Source organism: Pseudomonas frederiksbergensis (assembly GCF_003732665.1).
Lineage (GTDB): Bacteria > Pseudomonadota > Gammaproteobacteria > Pseudomonadales > Pseudomonadaceae > Aquipseudomonas > Aquipseudomonas frederiksbergensis_G.
Genome location: NZ_MOBP01000006.1, coordinates 711,834 through 736,095, shown reverse-complemented (window position 1 = coordinate 736,095; position 24,262 = coordinate 711,834). Strand labels below are relative to the sequence as shown.

20 protein-coding genes, 1 tRNA gene, 2 pseudogenes and 1 riboswitch are annotated in these 24,262 nt (G+C 57.6%); of the genes and pseudogenes, 17 read left to right on the top strand and 6 right to left on the bottom strand.

The window, feature by feature from the left end:
- Positions 1-35 precede the first annotated feature (35 nt).
- Together BK665_RS13510 and ung are read right to left on the bottom strand one after the other, a co-directional pair.
- Entirely contained in the window at positions 36-467 is a 432-nt protein-coding gene (locus tag BK665_RS13510) for a hypothetical protein (protein ID WP_123406201.1), read from the bottom strand.
- Between the two features lie 175 nt (positions 468-642).
- Positions 643-1,338, bottom strand: coding sequence for a uracil-DNA glycosylase (gene ung / locus BK665_RS13505; RefSeq protein WP_123406336.1), 696 nt, complete (start codon positions 1,336-1,338; stop codon positions 643-645).
- 132 nt (positions 1,339-1,470) lie between these two features.
- Here ung and dspII point away from each other — a divergent pair, with 132 nt between their 5' ends.
- Positions 1,471-2,583: an enoyl-CoA hydratase/isomerase DspII gene (gene dspII / locus BK665_RS13500; protein ID WP_123406199.1), complete on the top strand. Its 1,113-nt coding sequence runs from the start codon at positions 1,471-1,473 to the stop codon at positions 2,581-2,583.
- Between the two features lie 64 nt (positions 2,584-2,647).
- On the opposite strand, the gene BK665_RS13495 is transcribed toward dspII, so the two are convergent.
- Together BK665_RS13495 and BK665_RS13490 are read right to left on the bottom strand one after the other, a co-directional pair.
- Entirely contained in the window at positions 2,648-3,040 is a 393-nt protein-coding gene (locus tag BK665_RS13495; protein WP_123406197.1) for a hypothetical protein, read from the bottom strand.
- Between the two features lie 197 nt (positions 3,041-3,237).
- A complete protein-coding gene (locus BK665_RS13490) occupies positions 3,238-3,504 on the bottom strand; it encodes a hypothetical protein (protein WP_123406195.1) in 267 nt (88 codons plus the stop codon).
- 273 nt (positions 3,505-3,777) lie between these two features.
- A riboswitch (guanidine-I (ykkC/yxkD leader) is annotated at positions 3,778-3,878 on the top strand.
- Between the two features lie 63 nt (positions 3,879-3,941).
- Between BK665_RS13490 and BK665_RS13480 the strand changes: the two genes are divergently transcribed.
- From BK665_RS13480 to BK665_RS34270, 16 genes and pseudogenes are all read left to right on the top strand, one after another.
- The gene (locus BK665_RS13480; protein ID WP_123406193.1) at positions 3,942-5,009 is read left to right on the top strand and encodes a putative urea ABC transporter substrate-binding protein; all 1,068 of its coding nucleotides are present in this window, start codon (positions 3,942-3,944) and stop codon (positions 5,007-5,009) included.
- A gap of 17 nt (positions 5,010-5,026) precedes the next feature.
- The gene (locus BK665_RS13475; protein ID WP_054615877.1) at positions 5,027-5,842 is read left to right on the top strand and encodes an ABC transporter permease; all 816 of its coding nucleotides are present in this window, start codon (positions 5,027-5,029) and stop codon (positions 5,840-5,842) included.
- Positions 5,839-6,627, top strand: coding sequence for an ABC transporter ATP-binding protein (locus tag BK665_RS13470; protein WP_123406191.1), 789 nt, complete (start codon positions 5,839-5,841; stop codon positions 6,625-6,627). Before BK665_RS13475 ends, BK665_RS13470 begins: the two co-directional genes overlap by 4 nt.
- 12 nt (positions 6,628-6,639) lie before the next feature.
- On the top strand, positions 6,640-7,365 hold the full coding sequence (locus BK665_RS13465; RefSeq protein ID WP_123406189.1) for an urea amidolyase associated protein UAAP1: 726 nt from the start codon (positions 6,640-6,642) through the stop codon (positions 7,363-7,365).
- A gap of 11 nt (positions 7,366-7,376) precedes the next feature.
- Positions 7,377-8,018 (top strand): urea amidolyase associated protein UAAP2, encoded by a 642-nt coding sequence (locus tag BK665_RS13460; RefSeq protein WP_123406188.1) that lies wholly within the window; start codon positions 7,377-7,379, stop codon positions 8,016-8,018.
- 305 nt (positions 8,019-8,323) lie between these two features.
- Positions 8,324-11,965, top strand: coding sequence for an urea carboxylase (uca, locus tag BK665_RS13455; protein WP_123406186.1), 3,642 nt, complete (start codon positions 8,324-8,326; stop codon positions 11,963-11,965).
- 24 nt (positions 11,966-11,989) lie between these two features.
- The gene (gene atzF, locus BK665_RS13450) at positions 11,990-13,762 is read left to right on the top strand and encodes an allophanate hydrolase (RefSeq protein WP_123406184.1); all 1,773 of its coding nucleotides are present in this window, start codon (positions 11,990-11,992) and stop codon (positions 13,760-13,762) included.
- A gap of 187 nt (positions 13,763-13,949) precedes the next feature.
- Positions 13,950-15,437: pseudogene (locus BK665_RS13445) on the top strand (sensor domain-containing diguanylate cyclase).
- Positions 15,438-15,442: 5 nt separating this feature from the next.
- Positions 15,443-15,661: a cysteine-rich CWC family protein gene (locus BK665_RS13440; RefSeq protein ID WP_123406182.1), complete on the top strand. Its 219-nt coding sequence runs from the start codon at positions 15,443-15,445 to the stop codon at positions 15,659-15,661.
- 34 nt (positions 15,662-15,695) lie between these two features.
- Entirely contained in the window at positions 15,696-16,388 is a 693-nt protein-coding gene (locus BK665_RS13435) for a pseudouridine synthase (protein WP_123406180.1), read from the top strand.
- A 312-nt stretch (positions 16,389-16,700) separates the two neighbouring features.
- Positions 16,701-17,585 (top strand): alpha/beta fold hydrolase, encoded by an 885-nt coding sequence (locus BK665_RS13430; RefSeq protein WP_123406178.1) that lies wholly within the window; start codon positions 16,701-16,703, stop codon positions 17,583-17,585.
- A 168-nt stretch (positions 17,586-17,753) separates the two neighbouring features.
- Positions 17,754-17,827, top strand: a tRNA-Gly gene (locus tag BK665_RS13425).
- 553 nt (positions 17,828-18,380) lie between these two features.
- Positions 18,381-18,974 (top strand): hypothetical protein, encoded by a 594-nt coding sequence (locus BK665_RS13420; protein ID WP_123406176.1) that lies wholly within the window; start codon positions 18,381-18,383, stop codon positions 18,972-18,974.
- Positions 18,975-19,629: 655 nt separating this feature from the next.
- Entirely contained in the window at positions 19,630-20,400 is a 771-nt protein-coding gene (locus tag BK665_RS13415; RefSeq protein ID WP_123406174.1) for a hypothetical protein, read from the top strand.
- 91 nt (positions 20,401-20,491) lie between these two features.
- On the top strand, positions 20,492-21,217 hold the full coding sequence (locus BK665_RS13410; RefSeq protein ID WP_123406172.1) for a hypothetical protein: 726 nt from the start codon (positions 20,492-20,494) through the stop codon (positions 21,215-21,217).
- 95 nt (positions 21,218-21,312) lie between these two features.
- A complete protein-coding gene (locus BK665_RS34270; RefSeq protein WP_148053218.1) occupies positions 21,313-21,651 on the top strand; it encodes a hypothetical protein in 339 nt (112 codons plus the stop codon).
- A gap of 996 nt (positions 21,652-22,647) precedes the next feature.
- Here the strand turns inward: BK665_RS34270 and BK665_RS13405 are convergent.
- Positions 22,648-23,625 carry a phage baseplate assembly protein V gene (locus BK665_RS13405; RefSeq protein WP_123406170.1) on the bottom strand — a complete coding sequence of 326 codons (978 nt, stop codon included), beginning with the start codon at positions 23,623-23,625 and terminating at the stop codon, positions 22,648-22,650.
- Positions 23,598-24,071 (bottom strand): annotated as a pseudogene (locus BK665_RS13400) (hypothetical protein); the annotation flags it as partial. The gene BK665_RS13405 and the pseudogene BK665_RS13400, both read right to left, overlap by 28 nt.
- Between the last annotated feature and the right edge of the window lie 191 nt (positions 24,072-24,262).

Genomic DNA, 24,262 nt, shown 5'->3' with positions numbered 1-24,262 from the left:
CCCAGGATAACCCTGGGTGGGTTCATTCAAGTCGCTCACATCCTAATACTGAATTTCCCTAAGTAAACTTCTAAACCTGGGGTTCCCGGTGTCCGGAAACGAAAATCTGAAGCGCTGATCGTATTGTTTTCGCGATCAAACTTGAGGTTTATCTTTCCGCTTACCGCGGGTACGGCATGACCGTCGAAATCCCGATCATCCGCGTAAATCGCTGTAACGCTACTTTCGAAGCCAATGTCATGTTCACCATCTTGAATGTTCTTCGGTATGTTGAAAATTACCGTAGTGAACTGCTCAGCTGTTTCAATTCGCCCGCCGACTCGGTATTGATCTTCATAGACCGGGTCCTGCCTGAATATAACTTCCTGAGCGACAAAAGACTCATTTGGCCGGCTCGATACCTCTGCGGAGAATTTTCCAGTCGCGGCAGGCAGGGCTTTGATTTCTTCAATGCTTAACTCTTTCATGACGAACTCCTGTTCTGGAATCGATAGGCCGGCGAAACTTGAACACTTCAAGACTACCGGCCATTGATTGAACAGCCCCCGCAACGCTCCGTCTACTGTCAGAAATAACAGGTACTCCCGGATTTCCAATGGTAATGGACGAACGGCCATCCCATTGCCGGACTAGCAATTACTGTTAGCCAACCGGCGGCAACCGCCACTCAATCGGCGTTTCGCCATTCTGTTCCAGAAACTTGTTGGTGCGGCTGAAGTGCCCACAGCCAAAAAACCCGCGATAAGCGGACAACGGCGATGGATGCACCGAGGTCAGTACCAAGTGCTTGGTCGCGTCGATCAGCTTCTGCTTGCTCTGTGCATGGGCGCCCCACAGCATGAACACCAGATGCGGCTGATGTTCGCTGACCACTTCAATGATCCGATCGGTGAAGTACTGCCAGCCCTTGTCCTTGTGTGCATTGGCGTTGGCGCGTTCGACCGTCATGGTGGTGTTGATCATCAGTACGCCCTGGTCGGCCCAGCTTTGCAGGCAGCCGTGGCTCGGGATGTCGATGTTCAGGTCGCGTTTCAACTCTTTATAGATGTTCACCAGCGACGGTGGCGCCGGCACGCCCGGTTGCACCGAGAAGCACAAACCATGGGCCTGGCCGGGGCCGTGATACGGGTCCTGGCCGAGGATCACGACCTTGACCTTGTCCAGCGGCGTCGAATTGAGCGCATTGAAAATCATCGGTCCTGGCGGGTAGATTTCCTTGCCCGCCGCACGCTCCTGTTGCAGGAATGAGCGCAACTCTGCCATGTAGGGCTGGTCGAATTCAGCACGCAGTGCCTCCTTCCAGCTCGGTTCGAGTTTGATACGGTCGTCAGCAGTCATGGTCATACCCGGCAAAAACAATGGGGCGAACCCTAGGAAAGCTGGGCAGGCTTGTCAATTGATCTGACACAGAACCGGCACTTTCCTGCAATGCGATCATACTGAACGCTCAAATTCCCGATCGAGGTCACGATGAATCTGCACTTCGAAGAACTCACCGGCACCGATGGCGCCCGCATCGGCATCGCCAGCCTGGATGCCGAAAAATCGCTGAACGCGCTGTCCTTGCCGATGATCAACGCCCTGCGCGATCAAATGGACACTTGGGCCAAGGATCCGCAAATCGTCTGCGTCTTGCTACGCGGCAATGGAGCCAAGGCCTTCTGCGCCGGCGGCGAGGTGCGCAGTCTGGTCGAAGCCTGTCGCCAACATCCCGGAGAAGTGCCGCCCCTGGCCGCGCAATTCTTTGCCGCGGAATATCGCCTGGACTTCAAGCTGCACACCTACCCCAAACCACTGATCTGCTGGGGCCACGGCTACGTACTCGGCGGCGGCATGGGCCTGCTGCAAGGGGCGAGCATCCGCATTGTCACGCCGAGCAGCCGCTTGGCGATGCCGGAAATCAGCATTGGTTTATACCCGGACGTTGGCGCCAGTTGGTTCCTGTCGCGACTGCCCGGCAAACTCGGGTTGTTTCTCGGCCTGACCGGCGCGCACATGAATGCGCGGGACGCGATCGACCTGGATCTGGCCGACCGCTTCCTGCTGGAAGAGCAACAGGAAGAACTGGTCGAAGGCCTGCTGCAATTGAACTGGCAGGAACAGACCGCGATGCAGCTCAACAGCCTGCTCAAGGCCTTGCAGCAGGAGGCGGTCGCGCAGATGCCCGAGGCACAATGGCTGCCACGCCGTCAGCAGATCGACGAACTGCTGGACGTCAGCGATGTGCGCTGCGCCTGGAAAGCCATCAGCCATTTGCGCGACTCCACCGACCCACTGCTCAGCCGAGCGGCGAAAACCATGAGCGAAGGCTCGCCGGTGACCGCGCACCTGGTCTGGGAACAAATCGCCCGGGCCCGGCACATGTCACTGGCCCAGGTTTTCCAGATGGAATACACCCTGAGCCTCAACTGCTGCCGTCACCCGGAATTCAGCGAAGGCGTGCGGGCGCGATTGATTGATAAGGACCAGAAGCCTCACTGGCACTGGCCGGACATCAATAACGTGCCGGATGCGGTGGTCGAGGCGCATTTCCATAAAGTCTGGGAAGGACGGCATCCGTTGGCGGATTTGTCGGAGTACTGAAATCCGGGCACAAAAAAAGCGGCGCTCAATGCGCCGCTTTTTTGTAGCTGGCTGTTATGAAGAACTACCGGTGACCACCCCGGCCACCGCGCCCGTCATGATCGCCACGCCCACCACCCCGGTGATCGCGCCCGTCATGACCCCGGCGGTCATTGTCCCAGTTGCCCCGATTGCGGCCATCCCAACCGCCTCGATCATGGCCTTGCCAGCCACGGTTGTAGGACTGGTAGTAGCGCGGTTGCGCCTGGTAATAACGCGGCGCTGGTTGGTAGTAACGCGGCGCCGGTTGGTAATAGCGTGGCGCCGAGTAGTAGCTGCCACCGCCCGAGTAGTAAGCCGGCGCGGGGGACGAGTAAACCTCAGAACTGTAGTAGCTGCCTCCATCTCCGTAGGAATAGGGAACGCATGCACCAAGGGAAAAACTCAACACGACCAGCAGAAGAATTCGGCGATACATGGCGGCCTCCTGGACCGCGAGTAGCCACACCAGCGACGCTGGCAGGCGACAGCCAATTGTTGGCGACTGTCGAAAGATCAGACATCGATTTCGGAATCTGGTGCGTTTATGAAACACATTGAAACAAGTCCCCGATGAAAGGTTTTTCATCTTTCCCATGAAAAACGGCGCCGCCATCCATGGCAGCGCCGCGCTGATCAATGCCGACCGTAGCGGCCGCCACCGTGGTAATAACCCGGCCCGCGACCGCCGTAATACCCGTGGTTGCCGTAGTAATAGTAGCGATAGCGCCCGTAATACCGGGGGTAGGAATAGCCGTAGTAATAAGGCGAGTAGTAATAACCGGGGTAGTAATACGGTGTGGCGTACACATCTGCCGTGCCGGCGTAGTAATAGCAACCGGACAATCCCAGACCCAACACCGCGCCCAGCAGTAATCGACGAAGCAGTTTTTGATACTTCATGGCGGCCTCCTGAAAGACCCGCGACAGCAGTCGGCACAGGCCGACTCACACCTGTTTTGACTGTGAATCCGGCCCCGAGTGCGTGTCGGCAAAAGCCTCCTGATCAGCGGCCCATTGCGGTGCGCCGTCGCACCATGACAAGGCAACCAAACGCCCTCCAACATCAGCCCATTACCGTCATCCCCCGGCCCAGACGCCTCGCACCGACTTGGCACGGCTCTCGCTTTAGTAAAGGCGTGCAGGAGTCATCACAGGTTCGCGGCACCACAATTTGCAATGGCTGACTAGGGTTCCGGCTCGCTTAGGCGAGTGGCTGGTCCGAGAGTTGGCGACCTCCAGTTGAGGTTACACGGCGGGACAAAAGCCCGGGAGACAAGCCACCGTTCGCGGTGCCGCGTTGACTCCTGCCCGCCCTTGATCAACTGGAGAACCATCCCATGACCCGATTCCGTATACCCACCCTGCTCGCCGCCGCATTCGCCGCCCTCGTCAGCGTCTCGTCCCACGCCGCCCAGAAAGACCACTTCAGCGTCTGCTGGACCATCTACGCCGGTTGGATGCCCTGGGAATACGCCGGCAGCCAAGGCATCGTCGACAAATGGGCGAAGAAGTACGGCATCAAGATCGATGTGGTGCAGCTCAACGACTATGTCGAATCGATCAACCAATACACCGCCGGCCAGTTCGATGGCTGCACCATGACCAACATGGACGCGCTGACCATTCCGGCGGCTGGCGGCGTGGACAGCACCGCGCTGATCGTCAGCGATTTCTCCAACGGCAACGACGGCGTCGTGCTCAAGGGCGAAGGCAAGAAAGTCGCCGACCTCAAGGGCATGGACGTCAATCTGGTGGAGCTGTCGGTTTCCCACTACCTGCTGGCCCGGGCCCTGGATTCGGTGGACCTCACCGAGAAAGACCTGAAAGTGGTCAACACCTCCGACGCCGACATCTCGGCGGCTTTCAACACCGAACAGGTCAACGCCGTCACCACCTGGAACCCGATGCTCTCGGACATCAAGGCCAAACCCGGCGTGACCGAAGTCTTCAACTCCAGCCAGATCCCCGGCGAAATCATGGACATGATGGTGGTCAACAGCGCCACCCTCAAAGACAACCCGGCGCTCGGCAAAGCCCTGACTGGCGCCTGGTTCGAAGTGGTGGAGTTGATGAACGCGAAAAACGCCGCGAGCAAAGCCGCCCTCGAACACATGGCCAAAGCCTCGGGCACCGATCTGGCGGGTTTCCAGTCGCAACTCGACACCACCAAATTGTTTGCCACGCCCAAGGAAGCCCTGGCGTTTTCTACCAGCAAGCAATTGCCGGAAACCATGCGCAAGGTCGCCGAATTTTCCTTCCAGCACGGCTTGCTCGGTGAAGGCGCCAAGGACACCAGCGCCGTGGGCATGGCCTTCGCCAACGGCGTGACCAGCGGCGACAAAGGCAACCTCAAGCTGCGCTTCGACCCGAGCTACGTGCAGATGGCCGCTGACGCCAAGTTGTAAGACTGGAGGACCTGGCCATGCGCCTGATCAATCGCCACCCGGATCGCCCGAGTCGCTTGCTGTTGGTGATCCTGCCGTTCGCCCTGGTGCTGCTCGCCTACTTCCTGGGCTCGGCCGAGCGGCTGACGGACAACCCCAACGACAAACTGCTGCCCAGCGCCGTGCAGATGACCGATGCGGTGAAACGCCTGGCCTTCGTCGCCGACAGCCGCACCGGTGACTACCTGCTCTGGCAGGACAGCGCGTCCAGCCTGCGACGGCTGGCGATCGGCCTCGGCATCAGCGCCTTGGCCGGGTTGTGCCTGGGCATGGCAGCCGGGACGTTGCCGCTGTTCGGCGCGCCGTTGTCGCCGTTATTGACGGTGCTGTCGATGGTGCCGCCCCTGGCGATCCTGCCGATTCTGTTCATCGTTTTTGGCTTGGGTGAGTTGTCGAAAGTGATGCTGATCGTGATCGGCATCACCCCGGCGCTGGCCCGGGATCTGGAACAGCGTGCGAGGGAGATCCCCGTCGAGTTGCTGATCAAGGCCCAGACCTTGGGCGCTTCGACCTGGACCTTGATGCTGCGCGTGGTGCTGCCGCAATTGCTGCCACGGCTGTTGATTTCCCTGCGGCTGATGCTCGGTTCGGCGTGGTTGTTTCTGATCGCCGCTGAAGCCATCGCTTCAACGGATGGCCTCGGCTATCGGATTTTCCTGGTGCGGCGTTATCTGGCGATGGACGTGATCCTGCCCTACGTGGTGTGGATCACCCTGCTTGCCTGGCTGATGGATTGGGGTTTGAAGCGCCTGACTCAGCGCGCCTTCCCTTGGTATGAAGGAGCCCGCGCATGAGCTTCATCACGGTGAAAAACGTCTGGCAGCAGTACGCCGATCAGGTGGTGCTCGAAGGTCTGAATCTGAACGTCAACGAAGGTGAGTTCTGCACCTTGGTCGGCGCCTCGGGTTGCGGTAAATCGACCTTCCTGCGCCTGCTGCTGGGCCAGGAAAAGGCCAGTCGCGGCGAGATTCTGCTCGATGGCCAAGCCCTGGCCGGCGAACCGGATTCGAGCCGTGGCGTGGTGTTCCAGCGCTACTCGGTGTTCCCGCATCTGACGGTGCTGGACAACGTTGCCCTCGGCCTCGAACTGCCCCGCTCAGCGCTGCTCGGGCGCTTGTTCGGCAACGCCAAAAAAGACGCCCGCGAACAGGCCTCGGTGCTGTTGCACAAAGTCGGCCTCGGCCACTCGCTGGACAAGTACCCGGCGCAGCTCTCCGGCGGCATGCAACAACGGTTGGCCATCGCCCAGGCGTTGATCATGAAGCCACGAGTGTTGCTGCTCGACGAACCGTTTGGCGCCCTCGATCCGGGGATCCGCAAAGACATGCATGTTCTGCTGCTGGAGCTGTGGCGCGAGACCCGACTGACGGTGTTCATGGTTACCCACGACCTGTCCGAAGGTTTCAGCCTCGGCACCCGTTTGCTGGTGTTCGACAAGGTCCGCCTCGACCCGCACGCCCCCGGCGCCTATGGCGCACGCATCACCTACGACATCCCTTTGAACAGCGACCGCCGCGCCACCCGCGCCGCCGTCGATGCCTTGCCGGCTGAGCTGGCAGGCACGCTTCGTATCGCTTAGAGGAATCTGAAAATGACTGATTCAACCCAACTGTTCCCGCCCTTCGCCGAAGAAATGCTCCCCGGCGGCGGCCATCGTTCCTTCGTATTGAAACGCGGCCAACTGCTGCGCCTGACCGACCTGCGCGGCGGCGCCAATGTCAGCCTGACGCTGCTCAACGCCAACGAAAAAACCGAACGCCTGAACCTGCCCGACAGCCTCAAATGCCAACACACCGCCAAGCTCACTGCCGGCCATTGTTTGTACTCGGACATGGGCCGGGTGCTGGCGGCAATCACTGCCGACACCTGCGGCTGGAGCGACAGCCTCGGTGGTGTGCTCTGCGCTGAAGAAGTAGCGGAAAAATACGGCGCCGGCCGCTATCAGGAACTGCGCAACGGCTTCTTCCGCAACGGCACCGACAACCTGTTGGTGGAGCTGGGCAAGTGGGGGTTGGGCCTGTCGGATTTGCTGATGACCCTCAACCTGTTCAGCCGCGTGAACGTCGATGAGGCCGGACGCTTCCACTTCGTCGAGGGCAACTCCAAGGCCGGCGACTACATCGAGTTGTACGCACCGATGGACACCCTGGTGGTGCTCACCGCGCTGCAACATCCGATGGATCCGTCGCCGGACTACGCGCCAAAACCGCTGAAACTGAGCTGGATGAACGCCGACGCCAGCGTCGCCGAACACTGCCGCACCTCGCGCCCGGAAAACGAGCGCGGCTTTATCAACACCGACCGTTTGTTCGCCTGAGGATTGCTGCCATGTCACTCGCCATCGCTACTTCACACCAGCAGCCTGAGAACGCCGTATACCGCGCCACCATCCCCGCCGGCGAACCCTGGCTGATGGAGGTCAAGGCCGGCCAGACCTTGCGCATCCTCGACCTGGAAGGCAATCAAGCCGTGGACACCTTGTTCTACAGCCTCGCCAACCCAAAGGAACGCTACGACGTGCAACGCACCTTGCGCCGGCAGAACAGCGTCTATCTCAGCACCGGCAGCGTGCTCTATTCCAACCTCGGCAAACCGATGCTGACCATCGTCGCCGACACCTGCGGGCGCCATGACACCCTCGGCGGCGCCTGCGCGCAAGAGAGCAACACCGTGCGTTACGCATTGGAGAAACGCTACATGCACAGCTGCCGCGACAACTACCTGCGAGCCTGCGTCCACGACGGACGACTGGGCAAGGGCGACATCGGGCCGAACATCAACTTCTTCATGAACGTGCCGGTCACGGCCGACGGTGGATTGACGTTTGAAGACGGGATTTCAGCGCCGGGCAAGTACGTGGATCTGCGGGCGGAGATGGATGTGATTGTGTTGATTTCCAACTGCCCGCAATTGAACAACCCGTGCAATGCCTACAACCCTACGCCTGCGGAGTTACTGGTATGGAACTGAAATTGTTGCGATTGCGGCGGTGGTTGTTTGCCCTGTGCCAGGCGCGTTCGGGCCAGTGCCTAAACCCCCAAAAACACCACTGATCCAACTGTGGGAGCGGGCTTGCTCGCGAAAGCGGTGTGTCAGTCGACATCCATGGTGAAGGTGCTGGCCCCTTCGCGAGCAAGCCCGCTCCCACAGTGGATTTTCGGTGTTTTGTAGATTGTTTTTCCGCCCGGGGACGACCTCGGCGCCTATCGAAAAACTGCGGGACGGCCCGCATCCCAGGTCGAGGCTGATGCGTTATCGCCTCCGGGGGTTTTGCCATGTTTGAAAAAGTCCTGATTGCCAACCGTGGCGCCATTGCCTGCCGCATCCTGCGCACCTTGGGTGATTTGCAGGTCAAGGGCGTTGCCGTGTACTCCGAAGCCGATGCCGCAAGCCTGCACATTTTGCAGGCCGATGAAGCCCACAGCCTCGGTGAAGGCGCGGCGGCCGGCACCTATTTGGCGGTGGATAAAATCCTCGCCATCGCCCAAGCCACCGGCGCCACGGCGATTCATCCCGGCTACGGTTTTCTCTCTGAAAACGCCGCATTCGCCGAAGCCTGTGAAGCGGCCAACATCGCCTTCATCGGCCCGACGCCGGAACAATTGCGAGTGTTCGGCCTCAAGCACACCGCCCGTGCGTTGGCCAAGCCACACGGCGTGCCGATGCTCGAAGGCACTGAACTGCTCGACAGCCTCGACGCGGCGATGATTGCCGGCGAACACGTGGGCTACCCGGTGATGCTCAAAAGCACCGCCGGCGGTGGCGGCATCGGCATGCGCGTGTGCCGCAGCGCTGCGGAGCTGAGCGAATCCTTCGAAGCGGTCAAACGCCTGGGCCAGAACAATTTCAGCGACGCCGGGGTGTTCATCGAGAAGTACATCCAGCGCGCCCGGCATCTGGAAGTGCAGGTGTTTGGCGATGGTTTGGGCGAGGTGATTGCCCTCGGCGTGCGCGACTGTTCGGTGCAGCGGCGCAACCAAAAAGTCCTCGAAGAAACCCCGGCGCCGAACCTGCCCGAAGGGATGGCAGACGCGTTGTGTGCGGCGGCGATCAAACTGGCGAAAGCGGTGAATTACCGCAGCGCCGGGACGGTGGAATTTGTCTTCGACAGTGAAGATCAGCAGTTCTACTTTCTGGAAGTGAACACCCGTTTGCAGGTCGAGCACGGCGTTACCGAACAGGTGTGGGGCGTGGATCTGGTGCGCTGGATGGTCGAACTGGCGGCGGGCGATTTACCGCCGCTTCATGAATTAAGCAGAGGTTTGAACGCGCACGGTCATGCGATTCAGGCACGGTTGTATGCGGAAGATCCGGGCCGGGATTTTCAGCCGAGTCCGGGCCTGCTGACGGCGGTGAACTTCCCCGCCACTGACGGCAAACACCTGCGCATCGACACCTGGGTCGAGGCCGGTTGCGAGATCCCGCCGTACTTCGATCCGATGATTGCCAAGGTCATCAGTTGGGCGCCGACTCGGGAGCTGGCGCTTACAGATTTGCATCAGGCCTTGGGCGACAGCCTGCTCTACGGCGTGGAAACCAACCGCGATTACCTGCGGCAGATTTTGCTCGACGCACCGTTCGCCAGCGGCCAGCCGTGGACGCGGTGCCTGGAAGGTCTGGTGTATCACGCCAACACGTTCGAAGTGCTCAGCGCCGGGACGCAAACCAGCGTGCAAGACTATCCCGGTCGCCTCGGCTACTGGGCGGTCGGCGTGCCGCCGTCGGGGCCGATGGACAGTCGGGCGTTGCGTTTGGGCAACCGATTGCTGGGCAATGACGAGGGTTTTGCGGCACTGGAAATCACCATGAGCGGGCCGTTGCTGCGCTTCAACTGTGACGCCGTGGTGGCGGTGACCGGGGCGGTGATTCCGTTGACGTTGAACGGTGAAGCGGTGCCGATGAACACCGCATTGTTGATTCCGGCAGGGGCCACATTGAGCCTCGGCACGATCGCCGGTGCGGGCGCCCGCAGCTACCTGTGCCTGCGCGGTGGGCTGCAAGTGCCGGACTACCTGGGCAGCAAAAGCACCTTCACCCTCGGCCAGTTTGGTGGACATGGCGGGCGGGCGCTGCGGGCCGGTGATGTGCTGCATGTGCCGGCGCTGAATGATCGTAGGGCCGGAGAACAACTGCCTGACATCGCTGATCTGCCAGCCGTGCGGCAAATTCGGGTGATCTACGGCCCCCACGGCGCACCGGAATATTTCACCGAAAACTACATGGGTACTTTCTTTGCCACCCAGTGGGAAGTGCATTTCAACTCCAGTCGCACCGGCGTGCGGCTGATCGGGCCGAAGCCGGAATGGGTGCGGGCCGATGGTGGAGAGGCGGGACTGCATCCGTCGAATATCCATGACAATCCGTATGCGATCGGCGCGGTGGATTTCACCGGGGACATGCCGGTGATCCTCGGGCCGGATGGGCCGAGCCTGGGCGGGTTTGTGTGCCCGGTGACGGTGATCGAGGCGGACCTTTGGCAGTTGGGGCAGCTTAAGGCTGGGGATAAGGTGCAGTTCCAACCGGTCGATCTCAAAACCGCCCGCAATCTCGCCCTGAAATGGGATACCCCCTGTGGGAGCGGGCTTGCTCGCGAAAGCGGTGTATCAGACACATTAATATCGACTGGCACGACGCCTTCGCGAGCAAGCCCGCTCCCACAGGGGGTTGAGTCGCCTGTGGTGTTGGAGTTGGGTCAGGGGGATACGCGGCTGGTAGCGCGACTGTCGGGCGATACTCATCTGCTGCTGGAAATCGGCGCACCAGAGCTCGATCTTGTGTTGCGCTTCCGCGCCCATGCCTTGATGCAAGCCCTGGAAACCAAACACCTCCACGGCGTCATCGACCTCACGCCCGGCATCCGCTCCCTGCAAGTCCACTACCACCCCGAACAACTACCGCTGACCGATCTGCTCGGCATCATCGCCGGTGAATGGGACGCGGTGTGCGCCGCCAAGGACCTGCAAGTCCCATCGCGCATCGTGCATTTGCCGCTGTCCTGGGACGATCCGGCCTGTCAGTTGGCAATCGAAAAATACATGACCACCGTGCGCAAGGACGCGCCGTGGTGCCCGAGCAACCTGGAGTTCATCCGCCGCATCAACGACCTGCCGAACCTCGACGAAGTGCAGCGCACGGTGTTCGATGCCAGCTATCTGGTGATGGGTTTGGGCGACGTTTACCTCGGCGCACCGGTCGCCACCCCGCTCGACCCGCGCCATCGTCTGGTGACCACCAAGTACAACCCGGCGCGCACCTGGACTGCCGAAAATTCGGTGGGCATCGGCGGCGCCTACATGTGCGTGTACGGCATGGAAGGCCCTGGTGGTTATCAGTTTGTCGGGCGCACCTTGCAGATGTGGAATCGCTACCGCGAAGTGGCGGCGTTCGACGGCAAACCGTGGCTGCTAAGGTTCTTTGATCAGATTCGTTTTTACCCGGTGAGCGCCGATGAGCTGCTGCGCATTCGCCGGGATTTCCCCCTCGGGCGCTTCGAGCTGAACATCGAACACAGTCAGTTGAACCTGGCGGATTACCAGGCTTTTTTGACGAAAGAAGCCGAGAGCATCGCGGCGTTTCGCGATCAGCAAAAAGCGGCGTTCAACGCCGAACGGGAACGCTGGATCGCCAGCGGCCAGGCACATTTCGACAGTGAAGAACTGATCCCCGAAGCGACCGAAGACGCGCCGCTGGCCAGCGGTCAACAGAGCGTCGACAGCCACATCGCCGGCAACCTCTGGCAGGTCCAGGTTGAAACCGGCACACGGGTTGAGACCGGGGATGTGCTGGTGATTCTGGAGTCGATGAAGATGGAAATCCCCCTGCTGGCGCCGATGGCCGGGGTGGTGCGCAAGATTCTCGTGCAACCGGGTTCGGCGGTGCGCGCCGGGCAGCGGGTCGTGGTGCTGGACCTCGACTGAACTCATTTTGAAAAGGATCAAGTCATGAATTTCAATCTGCAACTCGACGCCCTGCGCAGCGCCTATCGCGACGGCCACACCACGCCTCGGCAACTGCTGCTGAGCCTGCGGGACAAAGCCGCGGCGCTGAACCCGGATTATCACTTGTTCATTCATTTGCTCAGTGTCGAGGAACTGGAACCGTACCTCGCCGCCCTCGACGGTCGCGACCTCGACAGTCTGCCGCTGTATGGCGTGCCGTTCGCAATCAAGGACAACATCGACCTGGCGGGCATTCCGACCACGGCGGCGTGCCCGGCGTTCGCCTATGTGCCGGAGCGTTCGGCGACCATCGTCGAGCAGTTGCTGGCGCTGGGGGCGATTCCCCTGGGCAAGACCAATCTGGACCAATTCGCCACGGGATTGAATGGCAGTCGCTCGCCGTATGGCGCCTGCCCGAACAGCGTGTTGCCGGAGTATCCGGCGGGCGGTTCCAGTGCCGGGTCGTCGTTGGCGGTGGCGTTGGGCGTGGTGAGTTTTTCGTTGGGTACGGACACGGCGGGCTCCGGCCGAGTGCCGGCGGCGCTGAATAATCTGGTGGGTTTGAAAGCCACCAAAGGGCTGATTTCCACGGGCGGTGTGGTGCCGGCGTGTCGCACGCTTGATTGCGTTACGACCTTCACCGCCACCGCGCGGGAGGCCAGTCAGTTGCTGGCGCTGACAGCGCGCGTCGACCCACGGGACGCCTACAGCCGCAGCAATCCGCTGTGGAATGACGGCTCGGCATTCGGTGCGCCTCGGCTCTTCCGCTTCGGCGTGCCGCGTGCCCAAGACCTGGAGTTCTTCGGCTGCCCTGAAGGCCCGTTGTTGTTCGGCGACGCCATCGATCAACTCAAGGCCCTGGGCGGTGAAGCGGTTGAACTGGACCTGTCACCGTTCCTCGAGGCCGCGCAGTTGCTCTATGAAGGCCCGTGGGTCGCCGAACGCTATAGCGTGGCCGGCGAATTGATGGAGCAAAACCCGCAAGCGGTGTTGCCGGTGATCCGCGCCGTACTGGCCAAGGCCCCGGCGGTGACCGGCGTGCAGACCTTCCGCGCACAATATCGACTGCAAGAACTGAAGGCGCTGTGCGACCGGTTGCTGGACGGCCTCGATTGTGTGCTCACGCCGACCATTGGCCGCCCCGTGACGTTGGCGGAACTGGCCGCCGAACCCGTGCTACGCAATTCGGAACTGGGCTACTACACCAACTTCATGAACCTGCTCGACTACGCCGCCGTCGCCGTGCCCAGCGGTTTCATGGGTAACGGTTTGCCGTGGGGCGTGACGCTGTTTGGCCGGGCGTTTACCGATCAGTACCTGTTGAGCGTGGCGGATGCTTTTCAACGGCAACCAGGCTCGCCTGCGCCAGCGGCCGTTGCCCGCAATGACCGCGCACGGCTGGTGGTGTGTGGCGCGCACCTGGAGGGTCTGGCGTTGAACTGGCAACTCAAGCAGCGTGGGGCTCGTCTGGTCGAGACGACGTTCAGTTCGCCGGATTATCAGTTGTATGCATTGGCCGGTGGCCCGCCGTTTCGTCCGGGAATGGTGCGGGTGAAGGACGGTGGCGTGGCGATTGCGGTGGAGGTTTGGGAATTGCCGAGCAGTGAGTTGGGCTCGTTTTTGACCGGGATTCCGGCGCCATTGGGGTTGGGCAAGGTGCAACTGGCGGATGGGCGATGGGAGAGCGGGTTTATTTGTGAGGCTTACGGGCTTGAGGGCGCGGTGGATATCAGTCATCTCGGCGGGTGGCGGGCTTATCTGACAGATCGGCGTTGATCTCACGATTCGCGAGCAAGCCCGCTCCCACATTGGAATGTATTCCCCTGTGGGAGCGGGCTTGCTCGCGAAGAGGCCCTACCAGACGAAGGAGGTTTTCACGGCGGCCCACCGTGTAAATCCAGCAGTTATTTCCGCTCGAGGCCACTAGAATGCATGCCATCGGGTCACTGCCAACGGAACCACCATGCCGCTTCGCTCGCCGCTGTATTCCCAACGCTCGTTGGTGCTCACGCTGATCGCATTGCTGGGCGCCGGTTTCCTCGCCACTTCGTTTCTCAGTTATTACGCCTCGCGAGCGTCGATCCGCGACAACATCGTCAACACCGAATTGCCGCTGACCTCCGACACGGTCTACTCGGAAATCCAGAAAGACCTCGTCAGGCCGATCCTGATTTCCTCGATGATGTCCCGTGACACCTTCATGCGCGACTGGGTGGTCAACGGCGAGCACAACCCCGACCAGATGACCCGCTACCTCAACGAGGTCATGACCCACTACGGCGCCTACACCGCGTTCTTCATCTCCAACAGCAGCCTCACTTACTACCACGCCAAAGGCGTGCTCAAGCAGGTCTAGATCGACGAGCCACGGGACGCCTGGTATTTCCGCGTTCGCGACATGAAAGAGCCTTACGAGATTAACGTCGACCCGGACCTGGCCAACAGGGACAACCTGACGTTCTTCATCAACTACAAGGTCTACGACTACGACAAACGCTTCATCGGTGCAGCCGGCGTCGGGCTGACGGTGGATGCGGTGATCAAGTTGATCGACAAATATCAGCAGCGCTATCAACGCAACGTGTACTTCGTCGACACCTTCGGCCGACTGGTGCTCACCGGCGCCGAGGGCGGCCCCGACGGTGCGCGGGCCGGCCAGAGCCTGAGCGAGCTCAGCAGCATGAAAGGCCTGGTCAGCCAGTTGCCCAAACCCCACAGCGGCAGCTACGAATATTCCGGCCAGGGTCAGGGACATTTCCTCAACGTGCGCTTCATTCCGGAGCTGAACTGGTACTTGTTTGTCGACAAACGCGAAGACGGCGCCCTCAGTGAAATCCGCCAGTCTCTGTACCTCAACCTGCTGATCTGCCTGCTCGTCACCTCGATTGTGCTGATCCTGCTCAACCGCGTGATCAAACGCTATCAGGACAAAATCCAGGCCCAGGCCACCCTCGACAGCCTGACCGAACTGCCCAACCGCCGCGGCTTTGATTTGTTGGCGGCACAGGCGATGCACGAGGCCGAGCGCGAACCGAAACCGCTGACGGCGTTGTTGCTCGACCTCGATCATTTCAAGGTGCTGAACGACACCTACGGTCACCTCGCCGGCGATCAGGTGCTGATCGGGTTCGCCCGTGACCTGGAAAGCTGCCTGCGTCATGCCGATATCGTCTGCCGTTGGGGCGGCGAGGAATTTATCGTGCTGCTCAAAGACACCGACGGTGAGACCGGTCAGAAAATCGCCGAGAAAATTCGCCAACATGTGGAAAAGCAGCGTTATGCCTACAACGGCAAGGAGCTGCGACTGACCGTCAGCATCGGCCTGACCACCCTGCAACCGGATGAAACCTTGCATACCCTGCTGTCCCGGGCCGATCATGCGATGTACCGGGCCAAGCAAGCCGGCCGCAATCGCACCTGCGTGGAAATGCCTCACTCCGTTTATGAATAACCTTGATGAACAAGCCTGACCTCTGCCCGGCCTGCGGCGCGCCCAACGACTGCAGCCTGGCCGACCCACGAACCGCCGACCGCGCCTGCTGGTGCTACGGCGTCAGCATCGACCCGGCGGTTCTTGAAGCGCTGCCGGCGGAACTGCGTGACCTCTCCTGCCTGTGCCCGCGTTGTGCGCAAGTCGAAGCGCAGCTGCAAGCAGCCGCCCGGCCGATCACGTAAGATGCGCGGCCCTTTTCCGTCCGATTTTTAACCCATGCGTGTAGACCGTTTCCTCAGCAACCTGCCGCGCTTCAACCGTAAGCAGGTTCGTCTGTTGCTGGTGGAAAAACGCGTGCGGATTGACGGAAAAGTCGTCAGCGATCCTCACAGCGAAGTGCTGGAATTCAGCCGCGTCGAGGTCGACGACGAGGTGCTGCAAGTCGGCAAACCCGCACGCTACTTCATGCTCAACAAACCGCCCGGCTGCGTCAGCGCCACCCGCGATCCGCAACACCCGACTGTGCTCGACCTGATCCACGAGCCAGACAAGGACGACCTGCACATCGCCGGGCGCCTGGACTTCAACACCACCGGCCTGATGATCATCACCAACGACGGCAGTTGGTCGCGACGCCTGACCCAACCCCAGACCAAGCTGCCCAAGGTGTATTACGTCGAGACCGAACAGGACATCGGCCCGGAGTATGCAGTCACCTTCAACGAAGGGCTGTACTTCGCTTTCGAAGACCTGACGACTCAGCCCGCCGAGCTGGTGCTGCTTGGGGCGAAGGCGGCGCGGCTGAGCATTGTCGAAGGCCGGTATCACCAGGTGAAGCGCATGTTCGGCCATTTCGACAACAAGGTCCTGCGCCTGCACCGCGAAAGCATGGGCCCGTTGCTGCTCGATAACGCGCTAAAACCGGGCGAGTACCGCCCGTTGCGCACCGAAGAGATTCATTTGATCTAAGCAGGCGACCGCTCAGCAGAAGTTGTCGAACAATTTACCAATGACACTTGCGCGATGCCGCCGCCCCTGCTTGAATCAGGACGTCGGCCAAATTGTGACCGACGAGTCACAACATACTTCTAAGAAACTTTTTGTCGGCCAGGAACCCTCAGGTTCCGCATTCCGCCGACAGACTGCCCGCCAATAACAATACCCGTCGACCTGCCTTACCGGATCGACATGGGCCTCCAAATTCCAGGCGTATGCCTACCTGTCACAAAGCTCGTGCAATCTCATTTGCGCGCATACCCGCTTGCCCAGGAGTCTTATGACATGAGGCCAGAAATCGCTGTGCTGGATATACAGGGTCAGTATCGGGTTTACACGGAGTTCTATCGCGCAGACGCCGCAGAGAAGACCATTATTCTGGTCAACGGCTCGATGGCCACGACTGCGTCGTTTGCTCAGACCGTAAAAAACCTGCACCCGCAGTTCAATGTGGTGTGCTACGACCAGCCCTACGCGGGCAAGTCAAAAGCCCACAACAGGCATGAGAAATTGCTCACAAAGGAAGTCGAAGGCCAGATCCTGCTGGAGCTGATCGACCACTTCGCCGCCGAACACGTGCTGTCGTTTTCCTGGGGTGGCGCCGCGACCCTGGTCGCCCTCGCCCAACGGCCACGACGCATCGAAAAAGCCGTGATCAGCTCGTTCTCCCCGGAGATCAACGAGCACATGCGCGATTACCTGGAACGCGGCGTTGACTACCTCGGCAGCCGGGATGGCGACCGGGTCGGCAACCTGGTCAACAGCACCATCGGCAAACACCTGCCGTCGCTGTTCAAGCGCTTCAACTATCGCCACGTGAGCAACCTGGCCGAGCACGAATACGGGCAGATGCACTTCCACATCAACGACCTGCTGCACAGCGATCGCCAGTGCTTCCTCAAGGCTGCCGAGAAAATCAACGTGCCGGTGCTGTTCATGAACGGCGAATGGGACGAATACACCGCCGCCGACGGCGCCCGGCTATTCGCCAACCACGTGCAACACGCCACCTTCAGCACCCTGCAAGCCACCGGGCACTTTCTCGACATGGAACACAAAGCCGCCTGCCGAGACAGCCAAAACGCACTGCTGGGCTTCCTGAAACCCGAGCAATACGCCAGCCGACCGCGTTACCACTACGTCCAGGACCACCATGCACTGGCAATCTGAAATTGAGTCATCGCGAGCAAGCCCACTCCTGCACTGCTAACGCAAACCTGTAGGGGCGAGGCTTGCCCGCGAATGGCCGAATTGTCGTTTCACCTGTGCTAAATGCAGCGCACATAAAGAAAAACTTCAAATCCGCGCGCACATCTGGTACAAAGTCAGCCGCTCTGAGCGGGTGTCGTATAATGGCATTACTCCAGCTTCCCAAGCTGATAACGAGGGTTCGATTCCCTTCACCCGCTCCACTATTTTCAAGGCCTGTAGCTCGGTTCATCCTTTACTGCATCCCACTGCGGGCCGTATTGGGGGCCGTTTGATGCAAGCTGAGGCAAAGAGCCGTTTAGCCTCACCCCAATCCCCGTATAGGTGCCAATCCTAAAATCTATGGGGGTTTGAAAAAAAAGTAATATCAGTAATATCCCCTCCGAAAATCAGCCACAACCCTTATAGACCAAGGCCTACAGCGGTTTGTAGGAAAGGCGATATTTAAGCGATAGGAAGGCGATAGAATTACTTTTCTATAAAGCTATATTTCCATTCTTTAAACCCCAATGAATCCGGGGGGTTGGCCAAAATATTACTGTTCATATCGCTTCGTATTACCTTCCTTTGTAATACCGAAAGCCCAGTAAATCCGAGGTTTCTAGACCCGCTAGCGATCTGGTATCGCTGATATCGCTCTTTTTGAAAACTCCCCCCGCCTTTAAGAATTGCTCTCATTAAAAACGACGATTTCGGTTCCTGATCCCCCACGCTGTCGCTGCTATGCTGAAGTTCTTCCAAATGGAGCCAGTAACCATGCCAAGCGAAGATTCTTTAGCGGATGCGCTTAACCACTTCATTCCGCACAGTCTCGGCGCAATTGAAGCGCTCAACATTGCTCTCCGTCTGCAGACAGACTGGGGCGATGCCCAACCAATGAAAATACTCATCAATGACGAACTCACCATTGAGGGCAACTCGAATGCCTTCACAAATGCTGCAATTGAGGCCGGCGTCATTCACTGCAGAGCACTTCTGGAATTTCTTGGTCTCACCAGCGCATCCGGCCGATTGCAAAATCTAACTCACGCGCGTAGAGGAGACGATATCGGCATTGAACACTTTGAAAATGCCAGTGGTTCCCTTACCCATGTTTCCCTGGCGCAGGTGCTCTCTCGCTACCCTGGAGATGCGGCCGAAGCAGAGCAAGCTCTTCTCTCCGTCTTCCGCATTGCTAATAAGGGCCTTGCGCACCTGACCTCGTCATTTCTTGCGTCATCCGAAGATACGAGGCTTCTCGAGATCGCGAGCCGCGGAATTCCTGCTTTGGTTGTTAGCTACCTCTACACCCCAATGGATCGACCTGCGCCAGCATCCCAAGTTAGCAGCCGCCCTCGCCACGCCGATTAATCGTTGGTGAGCGACTGAAAAACAACAGGATCCCGGAGATGCCTGCCAGCTAAGGGTTGCAGGCGTCTTAACCATCCCAACGCCGGCCCATAAAAAATCAGAATTGGGAGCAGTTAAAAATCATAAAAGACGCTAAAACCTACGTTTTATAAGTTGTCGCCCAATGAAACCGGGGGGTACAGCGCTATCCCGTCCGTGACCGCCCTGAACACCGCAGTGCAATGCCGCTGCATTTCCCTTCAAAATTTTGCAATCTGTGAAAATCCCGATCGCCTGCAGAGCCCCACGGCCCGCCTGGGCTGCAGGTTCGATTGCACTACATCCGTATTTGCACAAAAAACAGACGTAAAGCCCGTCGGCGGGAGGGGGATAAGTGCTTTTTCACCAGATTTTTTTTTGCAGTTAATTTTGTCGTTCATCCTTCTCAGACTCAGGATGGTAGCGGTGTTGTGACGAGCTTGCGTTTATCAGCCTCCGAGCATCACCTTCATATTCGCAGAAAGTGAGAATGTTTCGCAGCGATGGCAATGCGGCCACGTGTGTGCCTTGAAATAGGATTAATAGTCGAAATATTCCTAAAATCCTGATCTTGTGGAATAGACATGATACTGCTTGACTAGTAGCCAGACCGTAAAACAGCCAATTGAGAGTTCATATGAGCATTTTGTTTAGGGAAGGCGTTATGCTTGCTGTCGCACCGGTTATAGCGTTTGGTGTGGCGTTAATGTTTGAAACCGGTTACGCCGACGCGTTTGGCATATCACATGAATTGATAGACGTTGACCTCAGAGGGATGATCATCTCTGCAATCGTCGTGCTTTTTGCATTTATCCCATTCATTAGCTGTAGCTATTTTCTATTTCATTTAGGCACTAGGAGAGAAAGAGTAATTCGTTGGTGGGCCATACAATTAATAATGGTGTTACCAATGCTGATGTCAATTTATGTAAGTGGCTTCACGTCTTATCTCGCGTACGCTGGCCTAGGACTCGCATTGGCCTTTGGTAGTATTGCTGTTATGAATGTCGCTTGGAGAGCGCGAAAAATAGGATGGAAAGAAGCGTTTGAGAAAGCCGCAGACTCGGAAGGTATAAAAGAGTTTAGCGGACAGCGTCCTGCTTCGAAACCGCCGAGAGTCTGGGACAAACTCCTTGCTTGCATTATTGTACTGTTCCTGTTTACAGTGCTCGCGCTGATGATACAGGGGGTTGGAAAAGGCGTCGCAAAGTTCAAATCGGCTTATCCTACGTTCACTATGGATGGCAAAAACTATGTAATACTATCGGGCTATGGCGATAGATTTGTACTCGGCGGAATTAAAGATAATAGCTTCGATGGGAATATCTCTGTTGTACCAAAAAACTCTGAAAAGCTAATCAATATCAGCGTCAAAAAATACGATAACTTTTACTCAGGCAATGAGTAGCAGACCATAATAAATCGAACGACATTCATGTTCTAAGAGGATTAGACCCGGCATAGCCCGACCTTTTTATTAAATAACTGAGGCCAACAGCATGAAAATTGTTTACTTGGACGCAATCCCCGTTGGTTATTGCATGACGTCCGCTCAAGGGGAAGGCGTTGTACAGATCCAATTTCGTGGAGTCTCGCTTTCCTCAGACGGCAAAGATTTTATAAGAAAGATAGAAGGTTTCCTTGATAAAATCTTACAGCTTGCCCATGAAAACTTCCATGCTTCGGACTTAAGAAGCTTTGTGGCCATCATCCACAAAGATTTAAAGGTTGAAACTTATTTAAATGAACTTGAGATATTTGGCGAAGCTTTGGTTGCGAACGCGGTGAGCGAAGGCGACCCAGTGAGAAAGAGCGACATCTATCATTTCGATAGAATTATATTTAAAGACTTAGAGTTCCCTAAGGACTGTGGGTACATTGTGATTCTTAGCAACGGCTGGGATCGGATTTTTTTATATGATTTTGGCCCGCTCAACTCAGGAGAAAACCTTCATCTGATTGATTATGACGTGGGCCGTTTTTTGGGCGCCGGATTTTCCGCATCAATCTATAATGATATTTTTGATTTGGATAATAGTGAGTGGCAAAAGATAATCTCATCCGGGTGGTTCCCATTCTCCTATCTTGGATATGAACAGCAAAAAGATTTATTTAACCACATAAAATTTGATTGGAAAACCGACGAAATCGAAGCAAAGATCGATGATCAGTTTTGCAATGATTGCGACGCATGGCTAGTTAAAATCTCTAACAATGAAAAATAACGCTACACTTAGATATTATAGGGCGAGCGCTCAAGTATCACATCAATAAGCAATATGATGCATCCATACACATTTTATATCCAAGGATAGAAGCTTTGTTGCGTGAAGATTTCATTCGCGCAAACCCAGCAAAAGAAGGTCGTCGTCAAGATATTCTTTCAAAGCACATTCCAACCTCCGTTACACAGCATACTCACAGTATAACGAGATTATTCCCGGAGCAGTTTGGTGAGTACATACTCAAACACTACTTCAAAGACTTTGACGTTTCAAACGTCGGCGATTTTGTCAGTAGAAATACCATTGGACATGGAGTGACACCCAGCTCTGCATTGAACCGAAAATCGTCATTAGTGGGTTTTCTGATTTTAGATCAGATCAATAGATATACCGACCTAGCAAGTAGATTTGAACTCAAATTACCAACAGCATAACGTCATAGACCTGTGTGACCGGCCAACCTCGCGCTAAATTGAACCGCTCCTGGTTTTATAGACAAATCCGACGGTCAAACGATAGTGCGAAAGGAGATTTCCATCAAGATCCGCTTCTGGCCGAATGTTGCCGTTCGCGACCGGCTGTTTTCGGCCGAGCGGCCGTTTCGAAGTCTGGTTATGTTGACTGAGTAAATGAGTATCGGTGGATGGAAACGAAAGCAGGGGCCTATGGCCCCTGCTGTGCTGCATTACAACTGCTGGAGGATTCTGATCAAGCGGATCGACCAATACGCGGTCTGCAACGCTCGAATCAGCTCTTCAGGAAGGTATCGGCTAATGAATGACTTCATTGGCTAAAGCTCCTAAGGGGAAACAAAACTGAAAAAACTGTGTGTCCACAAGAAGACTCACAGCACTTCCCCACCTAATTTAGCGAGTCACCCTGTAAATTTTGTAAATGCTGTATTTACAAGATTTACTTGCAATCGCATCAATTACGAAAAAGTAACTTACGCAACTTTAGCCATATACGGTCAACCCTTTGGGGTTGACGGGTTCGTCACATAGCCATACGCTTCGAAATGCGAGTAACAAAGAAGTACAGCTTCAGGTCGGTGAGCCGGTCGTAACACAGCGTTTCTGGCAATAACCAACCAGAAGCGGCGCAACCGAGGAACACAACGAAGCCTGCATCCGTGCGGGCTTCGCCGTTTCTGGCTAGCTGCTATCGTAGCGCGACTGCAATCGACTCCCACCGCTCCAGCATTTCCGCGGGCTCCGCCGAAAACTTCTTAGCGAGCGCTAAAAAAACCTGACGGGCTATAGTTCCGTTAAATGGAATAACTGCAAAACAATATTTCAGACAGGCGGTATGCGGCTATTTTTTAATGATAAAAGATATCAAGAGATAGCGACACTAATGAGGCCCTCAAAAGGCCCTACTGAGTCCCTTAAGAGTATTCGGCACTCTATAAATTGAGCAGAGATATCTTTTTATAAAGTAATGAGTCGCAACTTTTCTGCGAGTGTTTCTGCTTTAACTGCCTTTGCCGTAAAAGCTGCGGCATCACTTGGATTCGGAGCTGGGCCACGCACATGGGTATGTGACGCGAGCTGTGTGTTCATCTGCTGCAACAGATCGAGGGTGTCGCACACCACCTGGAACAGATTCACGCCACCGGACCCGATCCAGTTTTTCGGCGCCTGCATCCGCTGACTAATTCCGGATACGCATTGGCGCAAGCCCTCAATCCGTTCCTGCATATCGCCGCCCACCGTGGCGTTGTGCTTCTGCCCCACCACCAGGTTCAAATCCCGCCCAGTTGCCTGGTGAAGATCATCCACCGCCGCCAGGCTCGCGGACCCGCCCGACATCAGCTTGAGCGCGCCCAGCGCCTCGATTGTTTTCACCCCACCCACTGTCTCGGTTGAATGATCGTCAATCGTCTGGGTGTGGTTTTGGAACTGCTCGCGGTTCTCCAGGGCCTCCACTTCGCGTTCTATCGCCTTGTCCTGGATCTTGCCATCGGTCTGGCGCAGCCAGTTGCCGTCGGCATCGACGCGCTGCTGGGCGGCCTCGCTGTGCTGCCACACCTGGTCACCTTTCGGAACCCGGGGCATGCTCAGCCCATGCGGCAGAATCGTTTGAATGTAGGGTTTGTTAGGCAGGCCATAGGCGAAGCACACCACCACTTGGGTGCCCTCCTCCGGAAAGGCATACATGCCCATTTCCTCGCCACCGGTGGGCAGTGGCAGCGGTACGCCGGCGAGCTGCGGCAACTGGGGATCGACTTCACCATCTGGACCAAGCAATTCAATGTCAACGGCATAACGCGGCCGGAAGTCGTCGCAGATACCGGCGCCGGCCGGGGCGTCAGCCACGGCGATAACCCGGGCAAAACGCGGCAGGTGGTAGCCGCCAGTCAGTTCAGGGAATTGGCGCTCTACAGCACGGCGGATTGCGTCTTCCATCGGATGGCCATCTGGTCATTGGCAAGGGCCACACTGGTGATGCGCTCGCCGTGGTTGATCGTTGCGCCTGGTCGTAACCCGGGAAGGGCCGCAATCATCGCGCTTTGGTTGCCCTGGTAGCCGTCGAACAGTTCCGTGGGGATTTGAAGCGGCGACCGGGCGCCGAAAAAACTGTCGGCTCAACTGCCGGCGAATACTTCTCCGTCGCCCAACTGGTGCCAGGTGAAGTCGGGAATGTTGAAAACCCGGGCCAGACTGTCCATCGCCTGATAACCGGCGGCCAGGCTGTAAAAGAACGGTGCCTTGACGCTGGCGTAGGGACGATCGGGGACACGAAAGCGCAGCCCGGTCTGTTCACTGACTTCGGCCAGCACGGCGCGCAGATCGACGTGACGCAGGTTCAGCGGTAACGGGTTGGCCAGCACGGCGGCCAGCTCGCGGCAGATCCGCCTCGAGTCCCTAACGACCATGGCTCAGTTGCTCGGTGACCTCACTGCAACCGAGGCTGCTGTTGTGGCCAAGCTGCTGGCCAAGCCCACTACATTTGGAGCAACCCTATGATTAGCTACACCACGACCAAGCGTTTTTGGACCACCCACGAAGTCGCACTACTTGAACGCCTTTATCCAGATCTCGC